Genomic DNA, 15,874 nt, shown 5'->3' on the forward strand with positions numbered 1-15,874 from the left:
GGCGAATCGTGCTGCCAGCCATCTCGGGCGCAACGCCCCGGCGATGGAGCACTGCCTCTGCCGTCACCCTGTGCGGTCCGCCGCAGGCAGTGCCCTCCGCCGCCGGCCGATACAATGCGGGTTTTCGCCCAGGACCGACGCATGCGCACGCTCTATCCCGAGATCGCCCCCTACGAGCAGGGCAACCTGAAGGTCGACGACCGCCACACGCTGTATTTCGAACAATGCGGCAACCCGCAAGGCAAGCCGGTGGTGATGCTGCACGGCGGCCCGGGCGGCGGTTGCAACGCCAAGATGCGGCGCTTCCACGACCCGGCCAAGTACCGCATCGTGCTGTTCGACCAGCGTGGTTCGGGCCGTTCCACCCCGCATGCCGATCTCACCGGCAACACCACCTGGGATCTGGTGGCCGACATCGAACGCCTGCGCACGCACCTGGGCATCGAGCGCTGGCAGGTGTTCGGCGGCAGCTGGGGCTCGACACTGGCGTTGGCCTATGCGCAGACCCACCCGCAGCAGGTCACCGAGCTGGTGCTGCGCGGCATTTTCCTGCTGCGCCGCTTCGAGCTTGAATGGTTCTATCAGGAAGGCGCCAGCCGGCTGTTCCCGGATGCCTGGGAGCACTACATCAATGCGATTCCGCTGGACGAGCGCAGCGACCTGATCGCTGCCTTCCATCGCCGCCTGACCAGCGACGACGAAGCCACGCGGCTGGCCGCCGCCAAGGCCTGGAGCGTGTGGGAAGGCGCCACCAGCTTCCTGCATGTGGACGAGGACTTCGTCACCGGGCATGAGGACGCGCACTTTGCGTTGGCCTTTGCCCGCATCGAGAACCACTACTTCGTCAACCAGGGCTTCTTCGAGGTGGAAGGCCAGTTGCTGCGGGACGCGTACCGCATCGCCGACATCCCCGGCGTGATCGTGCACGGCCGGTACGATGTGGTCTGCCCGCTGCAAAGCGCCTGGGACCTGCACAAGGTATGGCCCAAGGCGCAGCTGCAGATCAGCCCGGCCTCGGGGCACTCGGCGTTCGAGCCGGAAAATGTCGATGCATTGGTGCGCGCGACCGACCGGTTCGCCTGATTGCAGTTGCGCGCTGCCACGCGGGGAATCGGTTATTGCCTGCGCCGGCCGCGCGTCACCTGATCTTCAGGGTGGGTCGTTGGCGAAGGACTCGTTTTCCGTAGAAGCGCACCCGGGCGCGACAGGGCTTTATCGGTAAGGCCCGTCGCGCCCGGGTGCGCTCCTACCTGGGTAGTTGTTGTTCATTGTCGCATGCCGCAAGCCGGTTATCGCGGCAGCAGGCCCTCGGCCAACGGCGGAAGAAGACGCGCCAGTCGCTGCACCCATGCCGTTTGCCCGGTGGTATCGGCAATCAGGTCCTGGCGGATCTCCAGTTCCACATGCGGCAGGCCGCGGCCTTCGCCATGGACCGGAATGGCGTAGTCGGTGGCATCGCTGACCGCATACGGCTGGTTGTCGCCAACCACCAACTCCGGTTCCGCGCGCAAGGCGTCCAGCAGGCGATGCGCCAGCCGGGTGTCGCGGTGGTACAGCACGCCGGCATGCCAGGGGCGCGCCTGGCTGGCCATCACCGGGGTGAAGCTGTGCATGGACACCAGCAGCGTCGGTTGCCGGCTATCTGCGCGCGCGTCCAGCTCGGCGGCGATGCGGCCGTGATACGGCGCGAAGATGGCATCGATGCGCTGCTGGCGCTCAGCCGGGGTCAGCTGCAGATTGCCGCGCACCGTGGTGCCGTCGCTGATCTCCGGCATCCGGCTGGCGGCGCCATCGGGCCGGTTGCAGTCGATCACCAACCGCGAATAGGTCTGGGTGATGGCAACCGCATCCAGCGCCTCTGCCAGCAGGCGGGTGACCTGCGCAATGCCGATGTCCCAGCCGATATGGCGGTCCAGCTCGAACTGCGGCAGGCCCAGGTTGGTCAGCCGTGCCGGCACGCGCTGGCCGGCATGGTCGGCAATCAACAGCCAGGGCGATGCGGCCTGCGCGTTGTACACGGTGAACGGCGCCGGATCCCCGGCACCCAGCAAGGGCTCGGCCACGGCATCAGCCACGCGGGGTGCCGTCCAGCGCGTGGTCGGCCAGGTAAAGCCCGGCCCATAGCTTGGGGTCCATCTGGTAGCCCTCGGCCATCTTCTGTACCAGCCAGGCGCCGACCTGCGCGCGCGGGATTTCGTGCACGGTGATGTCCTCGCTGGCATCGCCACCGCCGGCGCCGACCTTGCGCAGCCCGGTGGCGCGCACGAAGGCGATCTTCTCGCTGCTGGCGCCGGCCGAGGTGGGGCCGATCATCAGCACTTCGGCATGGTCGGCGGTCCAGCCGGTCTCTTCTTCCAGCTCGCGGATGGCCGACAGTTCGATCGATTCGCCGGCATGCACATCGCCCACCAGTCCGGCCGGCATTTCGATGGTGCGGGCCTGCAGCGGCACGCGGAACTGCTCGACGAACAGCATTGCATCGTCCGGGGTCACCGCCACGATGATCGCGGCCAGGCCGCCGGCATGCACGCGCTCGGAATATTCCCAGGTGCCGCGCACCACCATGCGCTGGTACTTGCCTTCGTAGACCACGGTGGGCGGCGTGTCGTGTCGGTTCATGGCGTCGGGCCTTGGGACAGGGAAGCGGGAGGAAGGGGCGGCGTGGCGGCCGTGCAGGCGGCCAGCAGCCGCCGGCGCGTGAGCGGGCCGAAGCGCAGGCTGTCGCACAGCCCGGTCAGCATGTCGGTATCGGCCGGTGCACGCGTGAAACCGGTGGCGGTGAGGTCCAGCGGCGCATCCAGCGCGATGGTGGTGAGCTGGCGCCACAGCAGCGCATGCTCGCGTTGTTCGCGCAGCCGCGCCGCCATCTGCGCTGCGCCGCGCAGGCGCAGGAACGGGACCTCGTCGATGCGCTCCAGCAGCGCATCCAGGCTGCCGAAATGCGCAAGCAGCACCGCCGCCGATTTGGCGCCGATACCGGTGATGCCGGGAATGTTGTCGATCGCATCGCCGCACAGCGCCAGGTAGTCGGCGATCTGGTGCGCATGCACGCCGTGGCGTGCCTTCACTCCGTCCACGCCCCAGCGCAGATTGCGCGCGTAGTCCCATTGCTCGTCGTGTTCGAACAACAGCTGCGACAGGTCCTTGTCGGCCGAGACGATGATGCCGCGCAGGCCATGCCCGCGCGCGCTGTGCAGGGCGCTGCCGATCAGATCGTCGGCCTCGTATTGGCGGTGGGCCAGCACGCTCAGCCCCAGCGCCGCGCACAGCGCTTTGCAATGGGCGAACTGGCGCCGCAACGCGTCCGGCGCCGGTTCGCGGTTGCCCTTGTAGGCAGGGTAGATCGCGTGCCGGAAGCAACTGTCCAGCGCCTCGTCGAAGGCGATGGTGATGTACTGCGGGTGCTCGCGTTCGAGCAGATCCAGCAGGAAGCGCGCGAACCCGTGCACGGCGTTGGTCGGCCAGCCCTGCGCGTCCTGGAATTCGTCCGGAATCGAATGCCAGGCGCGAAACACGTACAGGCTGGCATCCACCAGATACAGCGGCTCCGGTCGCGGGCCGCCCGGCAGCGCCGCCGCAATGGCGCCGGGCAGCGTGCTCATGGAGTCCAGTCGCGCAGCAGGGTGCGCGGGTCCGGGCGCTCGCGTTCGGGCACCTGCAGGCGCGGCGTACCGATATGGATGAAGCCGGCGATGCATTCGTGTTCCTGCAGGCCAAGGTAGCCGCCCACGGCGGGGTCGTAGGCCATCCACGCGGTAAGCCATTGCGCGCCGAAACCATGCGCCTGTGCGGCTTGCAGCAATGCAAAACACACGCAGCCGGCAGTGAGCAGTTGCTCCTGCTCGGGCACCTTGTGGTCCGGGCGCAGCGTGGCGATCACCACGATCACCAGCGGCGCATCGTTGAAGCGGTTGCGGTCTTTTTCCACCGCCGCCGGCGGTGCCAACGGGTCGGCGGCCTGGGTGCGCTCGGCGAGGAAATCGCCCAATGCGTGGCGTGCATCGCCCTGGATACGCAGGAACCGGAACGGCACCAGCTTGCCGTGGTCGGGCACGCGCACGGCCGAGGTCAGCATGCGCAGCAGGGTGTCTTCATCCGGGCCGGGTTCGCCCAACTGCTTGGAGGGAACCGAGCGACGCGCATCCAGCGCCTGAAGCGAATACGGTGCGTGCATAGGGAAGGGTTCTGGGGGAGTGCAGCGATTATAGACGGGCACTCCCCAACGCCCGCCCCACTGCGGCCAGGCGCGGGACGCCGAGCGGACGCGATCGGCGGACGTGACCGGCAATGGATGGCGTAGCGGCCGTGCCGCTGCTGCATTGAAAGGGCACTGCGCGCAACCGGTAGCGGCCCACGTACACTGCGATCTCTGCGCGCGTTCGCATCCGCCTGACCCCGCGTGGTGCAGGGTGCCCGCCTTTCCTCGTGTTCGCTGCGTGCGCCGTCCGATGACCCAGTTCCTTTCCACCGACCCGCTGCCCAGCCGCAACCCGCAACTGCTCGATCAGGTGCGCGATATCGTGGTGGTGCCGCTGGCCGACGCGTTCATCGACGTCCAGGACGCGCTGGCGCAGGCCTTGTTCGCGCTGGCCGCCAACGCCGGCGCGGGCCAGAACGATTTCATGGAGGCGATCCAGGCCTTGCGGCAGCAGCGCGAGCCGATCACCGCACGCTTCCGTGGGCATCTGGCCAAGGCCTGGCAGGGACTGGAATCCGGGCGCCCGCTGTCTGCCGAGCGCACCCTGGCACGCGGCGCCGCCGGGCTGACCCTGTTGCCCGAACACGATCTGGAGGTGCGGCTGGCGGTGCGCAACCTGGCCGGGGCACTGCAGCATCAGTGGCGGCCGGAGCTGATGCGGCTCAACCGCTATCTGGGCTTCATCGCCGGCGGGTTGCACATCGATGGCGACAGCAATCCGTTCGGCCCGGAGCATCTGGGCGTTGCGCTCTACGAGGCGTTCCAGGGCGTGACGCTGACGGCCAAGGTGCACCTGGCGGTGCTCAAGGTATGCGAGCAGCAGCTGATGCCGCGCGTGGGCCAGCGCTATGCCGAGCTTGAGCAGGCACTGGCGCAGGTCGCTCGCCTGCGCGAATTGCCGCAGGCGCGGCAGCGCCGCAGCGGTATTCCGCGGCAGGGCCAGGCCGGCGGCGAGGATGCGGCCGACACGCCGGACTGGATCGCACGCTTCTTTGCGGATTGGTCGGGCGGGCAGGGCGCGCTGGTCGGGGCCGAGGTCATCGATGTGCATCTGCGCAGCGGTCGCGAAGTATTGCCGGCCGGGCTGCACCAGCGTTTGCAGGCGCGCCGCCAGCGCGAGCCGGAGACTGGCGTTGCGGCATCGGCCGCGCAGCGGCGGTTGTCGCCGCGCGAGGTGGTGTCGGCGCTGTCGTTGCTGCAGACCATGCCCCGGGCCGGATTCGACAGCATCGACGAGGCGCGACAAGGCCTGCCGCGTGCGCTGCGCGAGCAGCTCATGCGCGCAGCGGCCTCGCTTGGCGTGGACCTGGTCAGCACCGGCCTGGACCCCAGCGATGCCGATGCGCTGGATCTGATCGCGCTGTTGTTCGAAGCGATCCTGGTGCAGAGTCAGCTTTCCGATGCGCAACGCAGCATGCTCGGCCAGTTGCTGGTGCCGATGGCCAAACTGGCGATGCTCGATGGCCACCTGTTCGTACGCGACGGCCATCCGGCGCGGCGTCTGCTCAACCTGCTGGTCGACGCCTGCGATGGCAACGGCGGCGAGACCCCGGCCGAACAGGCCTTGCTGGCGCAGGTGGATGCGGCAGTGGCCAGTATCGTGCGCGAGTTCGACGAGCATCCGGCGCTGTTCCTGGCGCTGGAGGCCGAGTTTGGCGCGAGCTACGAGCAGTACCGGCGCCGCGTGGAGATCGCCGAGCGCCGCGCCAACGAGTTGCAGCGCGCCGAGGAACGCCGCGAATGTGCCCGCCGCTGTGCGGCCCAGGCGCTGGACGAGCGGCTGGCGCGCGGGCCGCTGCCGCCGGTGGTGGAGCAGTTCCTCAGCCGCGTCTGGCACCCCAGCGTGCAGCAGGCCGCCTTGCGCGCCGATGGCGCCGGCCCGGCAGTGGATGCCGCCGTCGCGCTCGGCGATACCGTGCTGGCCCAGCTGACGCCCGCGCGCGACGCGGCGGTGTTCCAAGCGCAGCAAGCGCCCTTGCTGCAGGCCTTCGCGCTGGCTGGCTTGGGGCCGCGGGAGGCAGAGCAGGCATTGCAGGAACTGCAGCGTGCGCTGGCGCCAACGCACGCTGCCGACGTCACGGACCGGCATGGGCCCATCCTGACAGCGCTAAGCCTGGCGCCGAGCCCGGCCGATCCGGTCGCCGAGCCGCTGACGCCGATGCTCGACGCCGACGCGCAGGTGGAATTCGACCGCATCACCGCGGACTTTTTCCGCACCATCGTCATCGGCACCAGCCTGGATTTCGTCGACCGCGAGGGCCGGGTGCAGTCGGGCAAGCTGTTATGGATCAGCCCGATTTCCGGCCGGCTGATGTTCGTCAACCGGCGCGGTGGGCGGTTGTGCGTGTCCCCGCCGGAAGAGCTGGCGATGATGGTCTGGCTGGACCGGCTGCGCCTGCATCGGGAGGAAGACGCCTTCTATAGCGCGATGCAGGGTGTGGTCGACGCGCTGGACGCGCCTGCCACGCTGAAGGCTTAACCCTCGCAGGCGGATAACGATCAGCGGCAGGCTCCGCCGTGCCGTTGCGAGCTAGGATGTGGCCCGATAGGCAAACCCTGGGCAGTCACGATTAAAGTGAGAGATGTATCACACTTAACAAAGGAGCGAAACGCCTACCATGCGGGGGCGGAATTTGGGGCCGCGTCTGTTATTGCTCGTTTGAATATTTTCACGCCTGCAGAGGCGGGGAGCCTTTGCGCATGACTTTTCAGCCCAGTCCGTCGGGACACCCGGGCCGTGACCAACGCTTGCTCGAACAGGCGCACGACGCATTCGTGCCGCCGCTCGTGCAGGTGTTTGCAGCTGCAGTCGCACACTTTGACGATGTGCTGTTCGATCGCGCCGAATCCGCGGGCGCGTCACAGTTGCTGTTTCTCGATGGCATGCGCGAGTTGCGCCGCAAGCGCGAGGACGTGGCCACGCAGTTCCGCCAGCAGCTGGAAGACGGCTGGCAGGCGCTGCTGCTCGGCACCCCGTTATCGGCCGAAGTGGTGCTGGCCGGCGACATGGGCACCGGCCCGCTGAGCCTGGTGCCTGAACACGTGCTCGAATCGCGGCTGGCGGTGCGGAACCTGGCTACCGTGCTGCTGCGCGATTTCAAGCAGGTGCTGGCGCGTGTCGATCGCCGCCTGGGCTGGATTGCGGGCGGCCTGGAGATGGTGGCCGATACCAACCCGTTCGGACCGGAACATCTGGGCGTGGCGATCCACGAAGCCTTCGCCACCTGCGACCTGGCGCCGGAAGTGCGTCTGGTGCTGATCAAGTTGTGCGAGCGCGATCTGGCCGAGCCGATCGGCAAGCTGTACGCGCGCCTGGACGAAACGCTGGCCAAGGCCGGGGTGATGCCGGAAATCTCCCAGCCCAAGCGCCCGCCGCCGCGCATGCAGCCGCGGGGCGAGACGCCCGAAGAACGCGCGCAGGCCGAGGCGCAGGGCGGCACCGAGATGGGCGGCGACGAGCAGGGCGACCAGTACGCGCCGGCCTGGGCCAACCGCTTCCTGGATCGCTGGGCGCACAGCCGTGGCCGCATGCAGGCGGCCGCACAGCGCGGCCACGCCGAGGGTGCAGGCGGTGGTGGCATGGACGGCGACGCCGATCATCCCGGCGGCAGCCAGGGCATGTTGCTGGATGCCTTGCACGAATTGCTGCAGCAGACCCGCAGCGTGCGCGACAGCGCCGCGTCGGCCGCGTCGGTGGCGGTGGGCCAGCAGCGTCCGCTGAGCCAGCGCGAAATGATGTCGGTGCTGTCGCTGCTGCAGGCCACGCCCAGCGCGACCCTGCAGGCCGCGATCGGCGACGACAACGAATCGCTCGCGCAGCGCCTGAAGAACGAGGTGCTCAACAGCGCCACCCGGCTGGGCGTGGACCCGGCCACCGCCAAACTCGATCCGATGGACGAAGACGCCATCGACCTGGTCGGCATGCTGTTCGACGTGATGCTGGACGAACGCGATCTGGAAAGCCGCTCGCGCGAGATGATCGGCCGGCTGGTGGTGCCGTTCGTCAAGGTGGCGCTGCTGGACCGCAAGATGTTCGTGCAGAAGACGCACCCGGCGCGGCGCCTGCTCAATTCGCTGGCCGAGGCCTGCGAAGGCAATAACGGCGACAGCGCCGCCGAGCGCGTGCTGATGGGCAAGGTCGAGGAAATCGTCGACCGCCTGGTGGCCGAATTCAACGAAAACCTGGCGATCTTCCTGACCCTGGAAGAAGAATTCCGCGACTTCCTGTCGCAGCACCGTCGCCGGGTGGAAATTGCCGAGCGCCGCGCCACCGAAACCCAGCGCGGCCAGGAAAAACTCGAACTGGCGCGCAGCCGCGCGCTGTCGGAACTGGAACAGCGTGTGCCCGAAAGCGCCGGCCTGCCCAAGGCAGTGGACGATTTCCTGCGCCAGCCGTGGCTGCATCATCTGACCATGGCGATCCTGCGCGACGGCGATGAAGGCCCCGGCACGGTGGAAGCACTGGCGCTGGCCGACGGCGTCCTGGAAGAGCTGGCCGAGGCGCGTCGCCACATCATCGGCAAGCCCTGGCTGCAGGTCTGGCAGCCGGCACTGCACCGCGTCTTCGCCAGTGTGGGTTTGCATGGCGATGCGGTGGTGGTGGCGATCACCGCGCTGCACGACACGCTGCAGGCCATTTCCGAGGCGCGTCCGGAACTAGAGAAGGCGTTGCCGGAACTGCCGCAGGTCAACCTGCCGCCACCGGCCGCCGAAAGCGTCAGCGTGGGGCTGGGCGCCGAAGCGGTGGCGCAGAGTATCGACAGTGCCGATGCCGAGCGGTTCCGCGCCATGGACATCGGCACCTGGCTGGATTTTGTCGACAAGGACGGCAAGGTGCAGGCGGGCAAGTTGTCATGGGTGAGCCCGATCTCGCAGCGGTTGTTGTTCGTCAACCGGCGTGGCGTGCGTTTCTGCGTCGCCTCGCCGGAAGAACTGGCGGTGATGGTGCGGTTGGGTCGCTTGCGCGAGCATATCAACGACGGCGCTTTCGACAGCGCGATGCAGGGCGTCATCGACCGGCTGGACCCGCTGCACAACAACAGCACGGTGCACTGAGCATTGCGGTCGTCGCGCGCCTGCGCTGGCGTCACGCTCGATCGCGAAAGCGCACTGCATGCGCCGTTTTCAACGCCTTCCACGGCCGCGCAGGTCGCGTCGCATCGGCGCGCGCATTTTCGCCTTGCGACAATGACATCGCCGCGTTACCCGCCGGCAATGCCACGAACTCAGGCGCTTACGCCGCTGCCGGTCCGATGAATTCCAGGGCGCGCGCGATCACCGACGCATGATCGAGCATGCGGTTATGCCCCAGTCCCTCGGTGGTGAACAACTGCGCGCCGGGCCACAGCGCCGCGAAGCGGGCGCCTTCTTCCAATGGCGTCTCGCGATCGTGGCGGTCGTGGATGACCAGCGCCGGCTGATCGAAGGCCAGCACCGCGTAGCCGAGCGCGCGCAGCCGCGGTACCCATGCGGCAAAGCGCAGCCCATAGCTGGCCCAGCCATGCGACAGCAGGACGTACGGCTGCCGGGTGGGATCGCGCCCCACTGGTAGACGGCGATGTCGAAACCGTCGATGTGCAGGGTCTGGCGCTGCACGTCGTCCAGGGCGGCGGCGATGTCGGCCGCCTGTCGACGGCCGGAAGGTGCCGGAGTGACGAAGCGGCGCGCCAGATAGCGGCCGGTCGGGCCGGGCGCCACCCGGCTGGCGCTGGCCAACAGGCCGCGCCGCAGGCGCGCGCGCAGCTTGGCGAAGGACGAGCTCATGGGCATTCCTTGTGAAGGCGATCGCCATCTTGTCGATGACAAGATGCGCGATCAGTCTGGCGCCTGGATCTTGTCATCGTCAAGATTATCTGCTGCACTGAGGTCTCGATAAGCGAACCGCCATGCCGCAATCAGCGACCCCTGCTGCCTATCACCACGGCGATCTGCCGGCGGCGCTGCGGCGTGCCGGCTGGGCGTTGCTGGGCGAATCCGGGCTGCGTGGACTCACCCTGCGCGAATGTGCGCGGCGCGCTGGCGTGTCGCATGCCGCGCCGGCCCACCACTTCGGCTCGCTGGATGGGTTGCTGGCGGTGCTGGCCGCCGACGGCTACGAGCGCATGCTCGAGCGCATCCGCGCTACCCAGCAGGAACTGGACGATCCGCTGCTGGGTTGCGGGCTGGGCTATATCCGTTTTGCCGTCGAGTTTCCGCAGCAGTTCCGCTTGATGCTGGGGCTGGACGTGCGTGCCAGCTGCCTACCACGGCTGGTGCAGATCAGCGAGGCGGCGATGGCGTACCTGCGCGACACGGTGCGCGCCCAGTGGATCGCCCGGCATGGCAGCGAACCGTGCGCGGAATTGCTGGAGCAACGGACCCTGCTGGGCTGGAGCGCGGTGCACGGCTATGCCTCGCTGGTAATCGACGGTAGGCACGAACGCCTGCGTGCCTTCGCGCCGGAACGCGTGATGGCTCCCTTGTTGAAGGGCTTGCTGGAGCCCTAGCGCGGCTACTGGCGTCGCAGCTGCCGGTGCCGGCAAGCGTAGGCGGCTATGCCTCAGGCCGGCAAGGCGCCTATGCCTGAGGCCGGCGGGGTGCTGGCCGCCACCTGCGTCGCCAGTTCCGGCGGTGCGCTCTGTTAGCATCGCGGCGACTGGAGTGCGAGACCGGAGCAACGCATGGCTGTGCAGGTGCTTGTGCTGAAAGAACGGACGGTGGGCGAACGCCGGGTGGCTGCGACGCCGGAAACGGTCAAGAAGCTGGTCGCGCTTGGTGCCCTCGTGTGGATCGAGCCGGACGCCGGCCGCGCCAGCAGCATGGACGATGCAGTATATGTGGCCGCCGGTGCGCAGCCTGCCGACGCGCAGACGCTGGCGCAGGCCGATGTGGTGCTCTGCGTGCAGGCGCCGCCTACCGAGTTGCTGTTGCAATGCAAGCCGCAGGCAGTGGTGATCGGCATGCTGGCGCCCGATGCCGACCCGGCGCGCGCGCAGGCGTTCTCCGCGCGCGCGCTGGTGGCGTTTCCGTTGGAGCGGTTGCCGCGCACCACCCGCGCGCAATCGATGGACGTGCTGAGTTCGCAGGCGGGCATGGCCGGATACAAGGCGGTGCTGATCGCCGCACACCTGGCGCCGCGCTTTTTTCCGATGCTGACCACCGCGGCCGGCACCATGCGCCCGTGCAAGGTGCTGGTGATCGGTGCCGGCGTGGCGGGCCTGCAGGCAATCGCCACCGCCAAGCGGCTGGGCGCGCAGGTGGAAGGCTTCGATGTGCGGCCGGAAACCCGCGAACAGATCGCTTCATTGGGCGCACGCTTTCTGGATCTGGGCATCAGCGCCGCCGGCGAGGGCGGCTATGCGCGTCAGCTCACCGACGACGAACGTGCCGAACAGCAGCGTCGTCTGGCCGAGCACCTCAAGGGCGTGGACGTGGTGGTGTGCACGGCAGCGGTGCCCGGGCGGCCCGCGCCGAAGATCGTGACCACCGAGATGGTGCGTGGCATGCGCCCTGGCAGCGTGATCGTGGATCTGGCCGCGGAAACCGGCGGCAACTGCGCGGCCACACGCCCGGGCGAGACCTACGACCTGGACGGCGTCGCAATCGCCGGCCCGCTCAATCTGGCCAGCCAGGGGGCCGTGCACGCCAGCGAGATGTTCGCGCGCAACGTATATGCGTTCGCGGCATTGTTGATCAAGGACGGCGCACTGTCGTTCGACTGGGACGATGAACTGCTGGCCAAGACGCGTTGGTCGGCGCCGGTGGGATAGTTCGGCCGGGTAGCTGCCTGCTACATCGGGCCTGCTGTCGTCCGTTAGCCGCGCGTGGTGATTTCTGGCATCGCGCTCAATCGTCCGTCGGCGGATGCTCGCGCAACCAGGCGCTGCGCTCGGCCGGGGTCATTTTCTGCCAGCGTTGCTGCAGCTCGTTGCGCTGTTGCGGGTTGAGCGTGCGCATGCGGTCGAACAAGGCCTTGGCTTCGCGGCGTTGCTCCGGGCTCATGTTGCGGAAGCGGTCCATGCCGGCCTTGGCCTGCTTGCGCTGCTCCGGCGTCATGTCCAGCCAGCGGCGGGCATGGCGGTACATCCGCGGGCGCTCTTCGGGCACATCGTTCCAGCGCTCGCGCAAGGCGTCGATCATGACCTGACGCTGCTGGGGAGTGAGCCGGTCCCAGTCGGGCATCGGCGTCTCGTTGCGCGGTCCTGGGCCATGCGGTCCGGGGCCATCCATCGGTGGCGGCGGACCCGGTGGGTAATCCTGCGCCAGCAACGGTGCGCACGGCCCGGCGCAGAGCAACAGGGTCAACAGCAGGCGGGTGGTGCGGGTCATCGTGCTCATTCCATGGCCAGGGCGGTGTCGGACCCGAGCCAGACATACAGGTCCGGGTTCTGCGTGAGAAGGTCGTCGGTCTCGGTGCTTGCCGCATTGCCGGCGATCGCCCGGGCAGTCACCAGTTGCGGTGCGGAGGTGTCGCCGGGGCGCAGTTGCAGGCCGATCCCGACTGCCAGCAGTGCCGAGCAGGCGGTGGCCAGCAGCCAGTGGCCGCGGCGCAAGCGTGTAGCCGGCGCCTGGCGGGCCTGACGCAGGCGCGCCAGCGTCTGCGGCGGCAGGCTGTCGAGGGCGGTGGCGTGCAGCTGGCGGAGCTGCGCGTCGAACTGGGCCGGATCGTGGGAGCGGTTCACAGGAAATCCTCAAACTGTTTTTGCAGCGCGTCGCGGGCGCGCGACAGGTGCGTCTTGACCGAGCCTTCGGAGCAGCCCATCGCCCTGGCGGTGGTGGCTACGTCCAGATCTTCCAGCACGCGCAGGGTGAAGGCTTCGCGCTGGCGTGCCGGCAGGCCGCGCAGCGCGTGCACCAGCCGCTGGTAGGCCTGCTGATGTTGCTGTTCGCCGACCGGGCCAACCCCGGGGGCGGCCCAGTCGATGGGGCCTTCGTCATCGTCGCGCTCGGCCGGTGCCCAGAATTTCAGGCGAAAACTGCGCCGGCGCTGCAGGTCGATGATGCGGCTGCGCAGGATGCTCCAGAACAGCGGCGTCCACTCCTCGGCCGGGCGCTCGCGATAGCCAAGCAGCTTCACCATGGCGTCCTGCACGGCATCCAGCGCGTCTTCGCGGTGACGCAGGCCGGCCTCGGCAAAGCGGAACGCACGCGGCCCGATGCCGGCCAGGAAGGCATCCAGCGACACGGGGGCAGCGGGCTGTGGATCGAAAGGGGTTCCCACCAGCACAGCGTAGCTTCCGCAAGGACGATACGACGTCAACGTGTGAGTGCCGGTCCGGTTGACACGCCGCCGGATGGGTATGATCGGCAGGCCGCACCGGCCAGTGGAGCGATCGACGATGAGCGACGGTTTCGTAGCGCTGTACATCTTCATGCTGGCGGCTATCGCCGGCCACGTGATCATCTCGCGGGTGCCGGTGATCCTGCATACGCCGCTGATGTCCGGGTCCAATTTCATCCATGGCATCGTGTTGATCGGGGCGATGGTGGTGCTCGGGCATGCCGACACCACGCTGGAGAAGGCCTTGGGCTTCTTGGCGGTGGCGCTGGGCGCCGGCAATGCCGCCGGCGGCTACGTGGTGACCGAGCGCATGCTGGACATGTTCAAGTCCAGCCGCAAGCCGCCCGGCGGAGAAGCGCCGTGAACGTGTCCACGCCCGAGCTGTTGTCGTGGCTGGTGAAATCCAGCTACCTGGTGGCCGCCACCTTGTTCCTGCTGGGTCTGCAACGGATGGCCTCGCCACTGACCGCGCGCAGCGGCATCCGCTGGGCCGGGCTCGGCATGCTGATCGCCACGGTGGCCACGTTCTTCCTGCCGGAACTGCACAACGTGCCGCTGATCCTGGCGGCATTGGCGATCGGCACCGGGGTGGCGTGGTGGTCGGCCAAGAAGGTGGCCATCACCGATATGCCGCAGATGGTGGCGCTGTACAACGGCATGGGCGGCGGCTCGGCGGCAGCGATCGGGGCGGTGGAACTGCTGCGGTTTTCGTTCTTCGCCAACCGCGACACGGCGCATTGGAGCGCGCAGGCGATCGCCGAACTGGCGGCGCGGCGGCCGGACACCACCACGGTGGTGCTGGCGGTGATCGGCTCGGCGATCGGGGCGGTGTCGTTGTCGGGGTCGATCATCGCCTGGGCCAAGCTCGACGGCCGGCTCGACCGGCGGGTGACCTTCCCCGGCCAGCAGGTCTTCACTCTTGTGGTGGCAATGGCGGTGCTGGCGCTCGGCATCTGGGCCGCGAGCAGTCTGCAGCCGCTGGCAATCATCGCCTTCTTCGTGGTGGCGCTGGCGCTGGGCGTGCTGATGACGCTGCCGATCGGCGGCGCCGACATGCCGGTGGTGATCTCCCTGTACAACGCCTTCACCGGGCTGGCAGTGGCGTTCGAGGGCTACGTGCTGGGCAACGAGGCGTTGATCATCGCCGGCATGATGGTGGGCGCGGCCGGCATCCTGCTGACCCGGTTGATGGCCAAGGCGATGAACCGGCCGATCAGCGGCGTGCTGTTCTCCCACTTCGGCGGTGGCGGGCAGGCGCAGGAAATCAGCGGCGCGCAGAAGCCGATCGAAGCCGGCGACGTGGCGGCGATGATGGCCTTCGCCGAGCGGGTGGTGATCGTGCCCGGCTACGGCATGGCGGTGGCGCAGGCGCAGCACAAGATCTGGGAGCTGGCGCAGCGCTTGATCGCGCGCGGGGTCAAGGTGAAGTTCGCGATCCACCCGGTGGCCGGACGCATGCCCGGGCACATGAATGTGCTGCTGGCCGAGGCCGGCGTACCCTACGACCTGATCGCCGACATGGACGATATCAATCCGGAATTCGCCAGCACCGATGTGTCATTGGTGATTGGCGCCAACGACGTGGTCAATCCGGTGGCCAGGACCGATCCGGCCAGCCCGACCTACGGCATGCCGATCCTGGACGTGGTCAATTCGCGCAACACGGTGGTGATCAAGCGCGGCAAGGGCACGGGGTTTGCCGGGATCGAAAACGCGCTGTTCTATGCCGACAACACCCGCATGCTCTATGGCGACGGGGCCGAGGCCGCCGGCGCGCTGGTCAGCGAATTGAAGGCGCTGGATGGTGGCGGGCATTGAGTGGTTGGTGCGTTAGCTGGGACGACGTCCTGCGTTGGCTACTTCGACAATCTCGCCCGACTCAACGCGCCGCCCACCATGCCACGATCAGCGCGGCGGCGTAGCACAGCAGGTCGAAACCGTTGTTGGCCAGTTGCAGCAGGGTCCAGGCCAGCCCTGGGCCCATCTTCTGCGCCGAGCTCCATGGATCCAGGCCCAGCGGCCCGCCGAGCTGGGCCGAGGCGATGCCCCAGTTGACGCAGACGATGACCATCGCAGTCGCGATCACCGCCAGGCCGATCCGCAACGGACCGCCGCGCAGGGTGCCCAGGCGCAGCATCCAGGCCGCTTCCAGGGCGACCGGTACCGCCATCCAGCCGGCCTGGTTGCCAAGGGCCAGGGCGATCAGCAGCCAGGCGATGAGGGCGGTGACGCATCCCAACAGCAGGAGCGGGGGCCAGAGCCAGTGGGCGGTTCTGGCGGACGCGGACGTGGGCGGCATTGGAACTCCTGACAGTGCCGACATGATAGAGCGCATCGCAGGCTTTGCGCGGTCGGCGTGCCCGGATGGAATGCAGCATCTCCCCACGTGGCCGCGCGCGCCGCAGGGCAGGCGCCTG

The 15,874-nt window shown here is 68.3% G+C and carries 15 protein-coding genes and 1 pseudogene; 7 read left to right on the forward strand and 9 right to left on the reverse strand.

All coding sequences use genetic code 11. From position 1 onward, the window contains the following. Positions 1 to 141: 141 nt before the first annotated feature. On the forward strand, positions 142 to 1,083 hold the full coding sequence (gene pip / locus XCSCFBP4642_RS0106940) for a prolyl aminopeptidase (protein ID WP_029219174.1): 942 nt from the start codon (positions 142 to 144) through the stop codon (positions 1,081 to 1,083). A 206-nt stretch (positions 1,084 to 1,289) separates the two neighbouring features. Here pip and XCSCFBP4642_RS0106945 read toward each other — a convergent pair whose 3' ends face one another. Genes XCSCFBP4642_RS0106945 through XCSCFBP4642_RS0106960 form a run of 4 tightly spaced genes read right to left on the reverse strand, consistent with a single transcriptional unit; the run spans position 1,290 to position 4,174 of the window. Next, positions 1,290 to 2,075: an N-formylglutamate amidohydrolase gene (locus XCSCFBP4642_RS0106945; RefSeq protein WP_029219175.1), complete on the reverse strand. Its 786-nt coding sequence runs from the start codon at positions 2,073 to 2,075 to the stop codon at positions 1,290 to 1,292. Further along, positions 2,068 to 2,619: an NUDIX hydrolase gene (locus XCSCFBP4642_RS28330; RefSeq protein WP_029219176.1), complete on the reverse strand. Its 552-nt coding sequence runs from the start codon at positions 2,617 to 2,619 to the stop codon at positions 2,068 to 2,070. The genes XCSCFBP4642_RS0106945 and XCSCFBP4642_RS28330 overlap by 8 nt, the downstream gene beginning before the upstream one ends. Continuing rightward, a complete protein-coding gene (locus XCSCFBP4642_RS0106955; RefSeq protein ID WP_029219177.1) occupies positions 2,616 to 3,602 on the reverse strand; it encodes a 5'-3' exonuclease in 987 nt (328 codons plus the stop codon). The genes XCSCFBP4642_RS28330 and XCSCFBP4642_RS0106955 overlap by 4 nt, the downstream gene beginning before the upstream one ends. Continuing rightward, positions 3,599 to 4,174 carry a nitroreductase family protein gene (locus XCSCFBP4642_RS0106960; protein WP_029219178.1) on the reverse strand — a complete coding sequence of 192 codons (576 nt, stop codon included), beginning with the start codon at positions 4,172 to 4,174 and terminating at the stop codon, positions 3,599 to 3,601. Before XCSCFBP4642_RS0106960 ends, XCSCFBP4642_RS0106955 begins: the two co-directional genes overlap by 4 nt. Positions 4,175 to 4,448: 274 nt before the next feature. Between XCSCFBP4642_RS0106960 and XCSCFBP4642_RS0106965 the strand changes: the two genes are divergently transcribed. Continuing rightward, positions 4,449 to 6,677 carry a DUF1631 domain-containing protein gene (locus XCSCFBP4642_RS0106965; RefSeq protein ID WP_029219179.1) on the forward strand — a complete coding sequence of 743 codons (2,229 nt, stop codon included), beginning with the start codon at positions 4,449 to 4,451 and terminating at the stop codon, positions 6,675 to 6,677. Positions 6,678 to 6,898: 221 nt separating this feature from the next. Then, positions 6,899 to 9,253 (forward strand): DUF1631 domain-containing protein, encoded by a 2,355-nt coding sequence (locus tag XCSCFBP4642_RS0106970; protein ID WP_029219180.1) that lies wholly within the window; start codon positions 6,899 to 6,901, stop codon positions 9,251 to 9,253. Between the two features lie 178 nt (positions 9,254 to 9,431). Here the strand turns inward: XCSCFBP4642_RS0106970 and XCSCFBP4642_RS30465 are convergent. Then, positions 9,432 to 9,961 (reverse strand): annotated as a pseudogene (locus XCSCFBP4642_RS30465) (alpha/beta fold hydrolase). A gap of 122 nt (positions 9,962 to 10,083) precedes the next feature. Between XCSCFBP4642_RS30465 and XCSCFBP4642_RS0106980 the strand changes: the two are divergent. Together XCSCFBP4642_RS0106980 and XCSCFBP4642_RS0106985 are read left to right on the forward strand one after the other, a co-directional pair. Further along, a complete protein-coding gene (locus tag XCSCFBP4642_RS0106980; RefSeq protein WP_029219182.1) occupies positions 10,084 to 10,683 on the forward strand; it encodes a TetR/AcrR family transcriptional regulator in 600 nt (199 codons plus the stop codon). A gap of 174 nt (positions 10,684 to 10,857) precedes the next feature. Then, positions 10,858 to 11,946 carry an NAD(P) transhydrogenase subunit alpha gene (locus tag XCSCFBP4642_RS0106985; RefSeq protein ID WP_029219183.1) on the forward strand — a complete coding sequence of 363 codons (1,089 nt, stop codon included), beginning with the start codon at positions 10,858 to 10,860 and terminating at the stop codon, positions 11,944 to 11,946. Positions 11,947 to 12,022: 76 nt separating this feature from the next. Here XCSCFBP4642_RS0106985 and XCSCFBP4642_RS0106990 read toward each other — a convergent pair whose 3' ends face one another. The 3 genes from XCSCFBP4642_RS0106990 to XCSCFBP4642_RS0107000 are packed head-to-tail and all read right to left on the reverse strand — an operon-like array spanning position 12,023 to position 13,403. After that, entirely contained in the window at positions 12,023 to 12,505 is a 483-nt protein-coding gene (locus XCSCFBP4642_RS0106990) for a DUF3106 domain-containing protein (protein WP_029219184.1), read from the reverse strand. Between the two features lie 5 nt (positions 12,506 to 12,510). Next, positions 12,511 to 12,858, reverse strand: a complete 348-nt coding sequence (locus XCSCFBP4642_RS0106995; protein WP_029219185.1) for a hypothetical protein — start codon at positions 12,856 to 12,858, stop codon at positions 12,511 to 12,513. Continuing rightward, positions 12,855 to 13,403 (reverse strand): RNA polymerase sigma factor, encoded by a 549-nt coding sequence (locus tag XCSCFBP4642_RS0107000; protein ID WP_029219186.1) that lies wholly within the window; start codon positions 13,401 to 13,403, stop codon positions 12,855 to 12,857. Before XCSCFBP4642_RS0107000 ends, XCSCFBP4642_RS0106995 begins: the two co-directional genes overlap by 4 nt. Positions 13,404 to 13,515: 112 nt before the next feature. On the opposite strand from XCSCFBP4642_RS0107000, the gene XCSCFBP4642_RS0107005 reads away from it, so the two are divergent. Both XCSCFBP4642_RS0107005 and XCSCFBP4642_RS0107010 read left to right on the forward strand, forming a co-directional pair. Then, positions 13,516 to 13,821 carry an NAD(P) transhydrogenase subunit alpha part 2 gene (locus XCSCFBP4642_RS0107005; RefSeq protein ID WP_029219187.1) on the forward strand — a complete coding sequence of 102 codons (306 nt, stop codon included), beginning with the start codon at positions 13,516 to 13,518 and terminating at the stop codon, positions 13,819 to 13,821. Beyond that, on the forward strand, positions 13,818 to 15,275 hold the full coding sequence (locus tag XCSCFBP4642_RS0107010) for an NAD(P)(+) transhydrogenase (Re/Si-specific) subunit beta (RefSeq protein WP_029219188.1): 1,458 nt from the start codon (positions 13,818 to 13,820) through the stop codon (positions 15,273 to 15,275). Before XCSCFBP4642_RS0107005 ends, XCSCFBP4642_RS0107010 begins: the two co-directional genes overlap by 4 nt. Before the next feature lie 61 nt (positions 15,276 to 15,336). Here XCSCFBP4642_RS0107010 and XCSCFBP4642_RS0107015 read toward each other — a convergent pair whose 3' ends face one another. After that, positions 15,337 to 15,756: a hypothetical protein gene (locus tag XCSCFBP4642_RS0107015; RefSeq protein WP_029219189.1), complete on the reverse strand. Its 420-nt coding sequence runs from the start codon at positions 15,754 to 15,756 to the stop codon at positions 15,337 to 15,339. Between the last annotated feature and the right edge of the window lie 118 nt (positions 15,757 to 15,874).

The sequence above is a fragment of the Xanthomonas cassavae CFBP 4642 genome, assembly GCF_000454545.1.
Lineage (GTDB): Bacteria > Pseudomonadota > Gammaproteobacteria > Xanthomonadales > Xanthomonadaceae > Xanthomonas > Xanthomonas cassavae.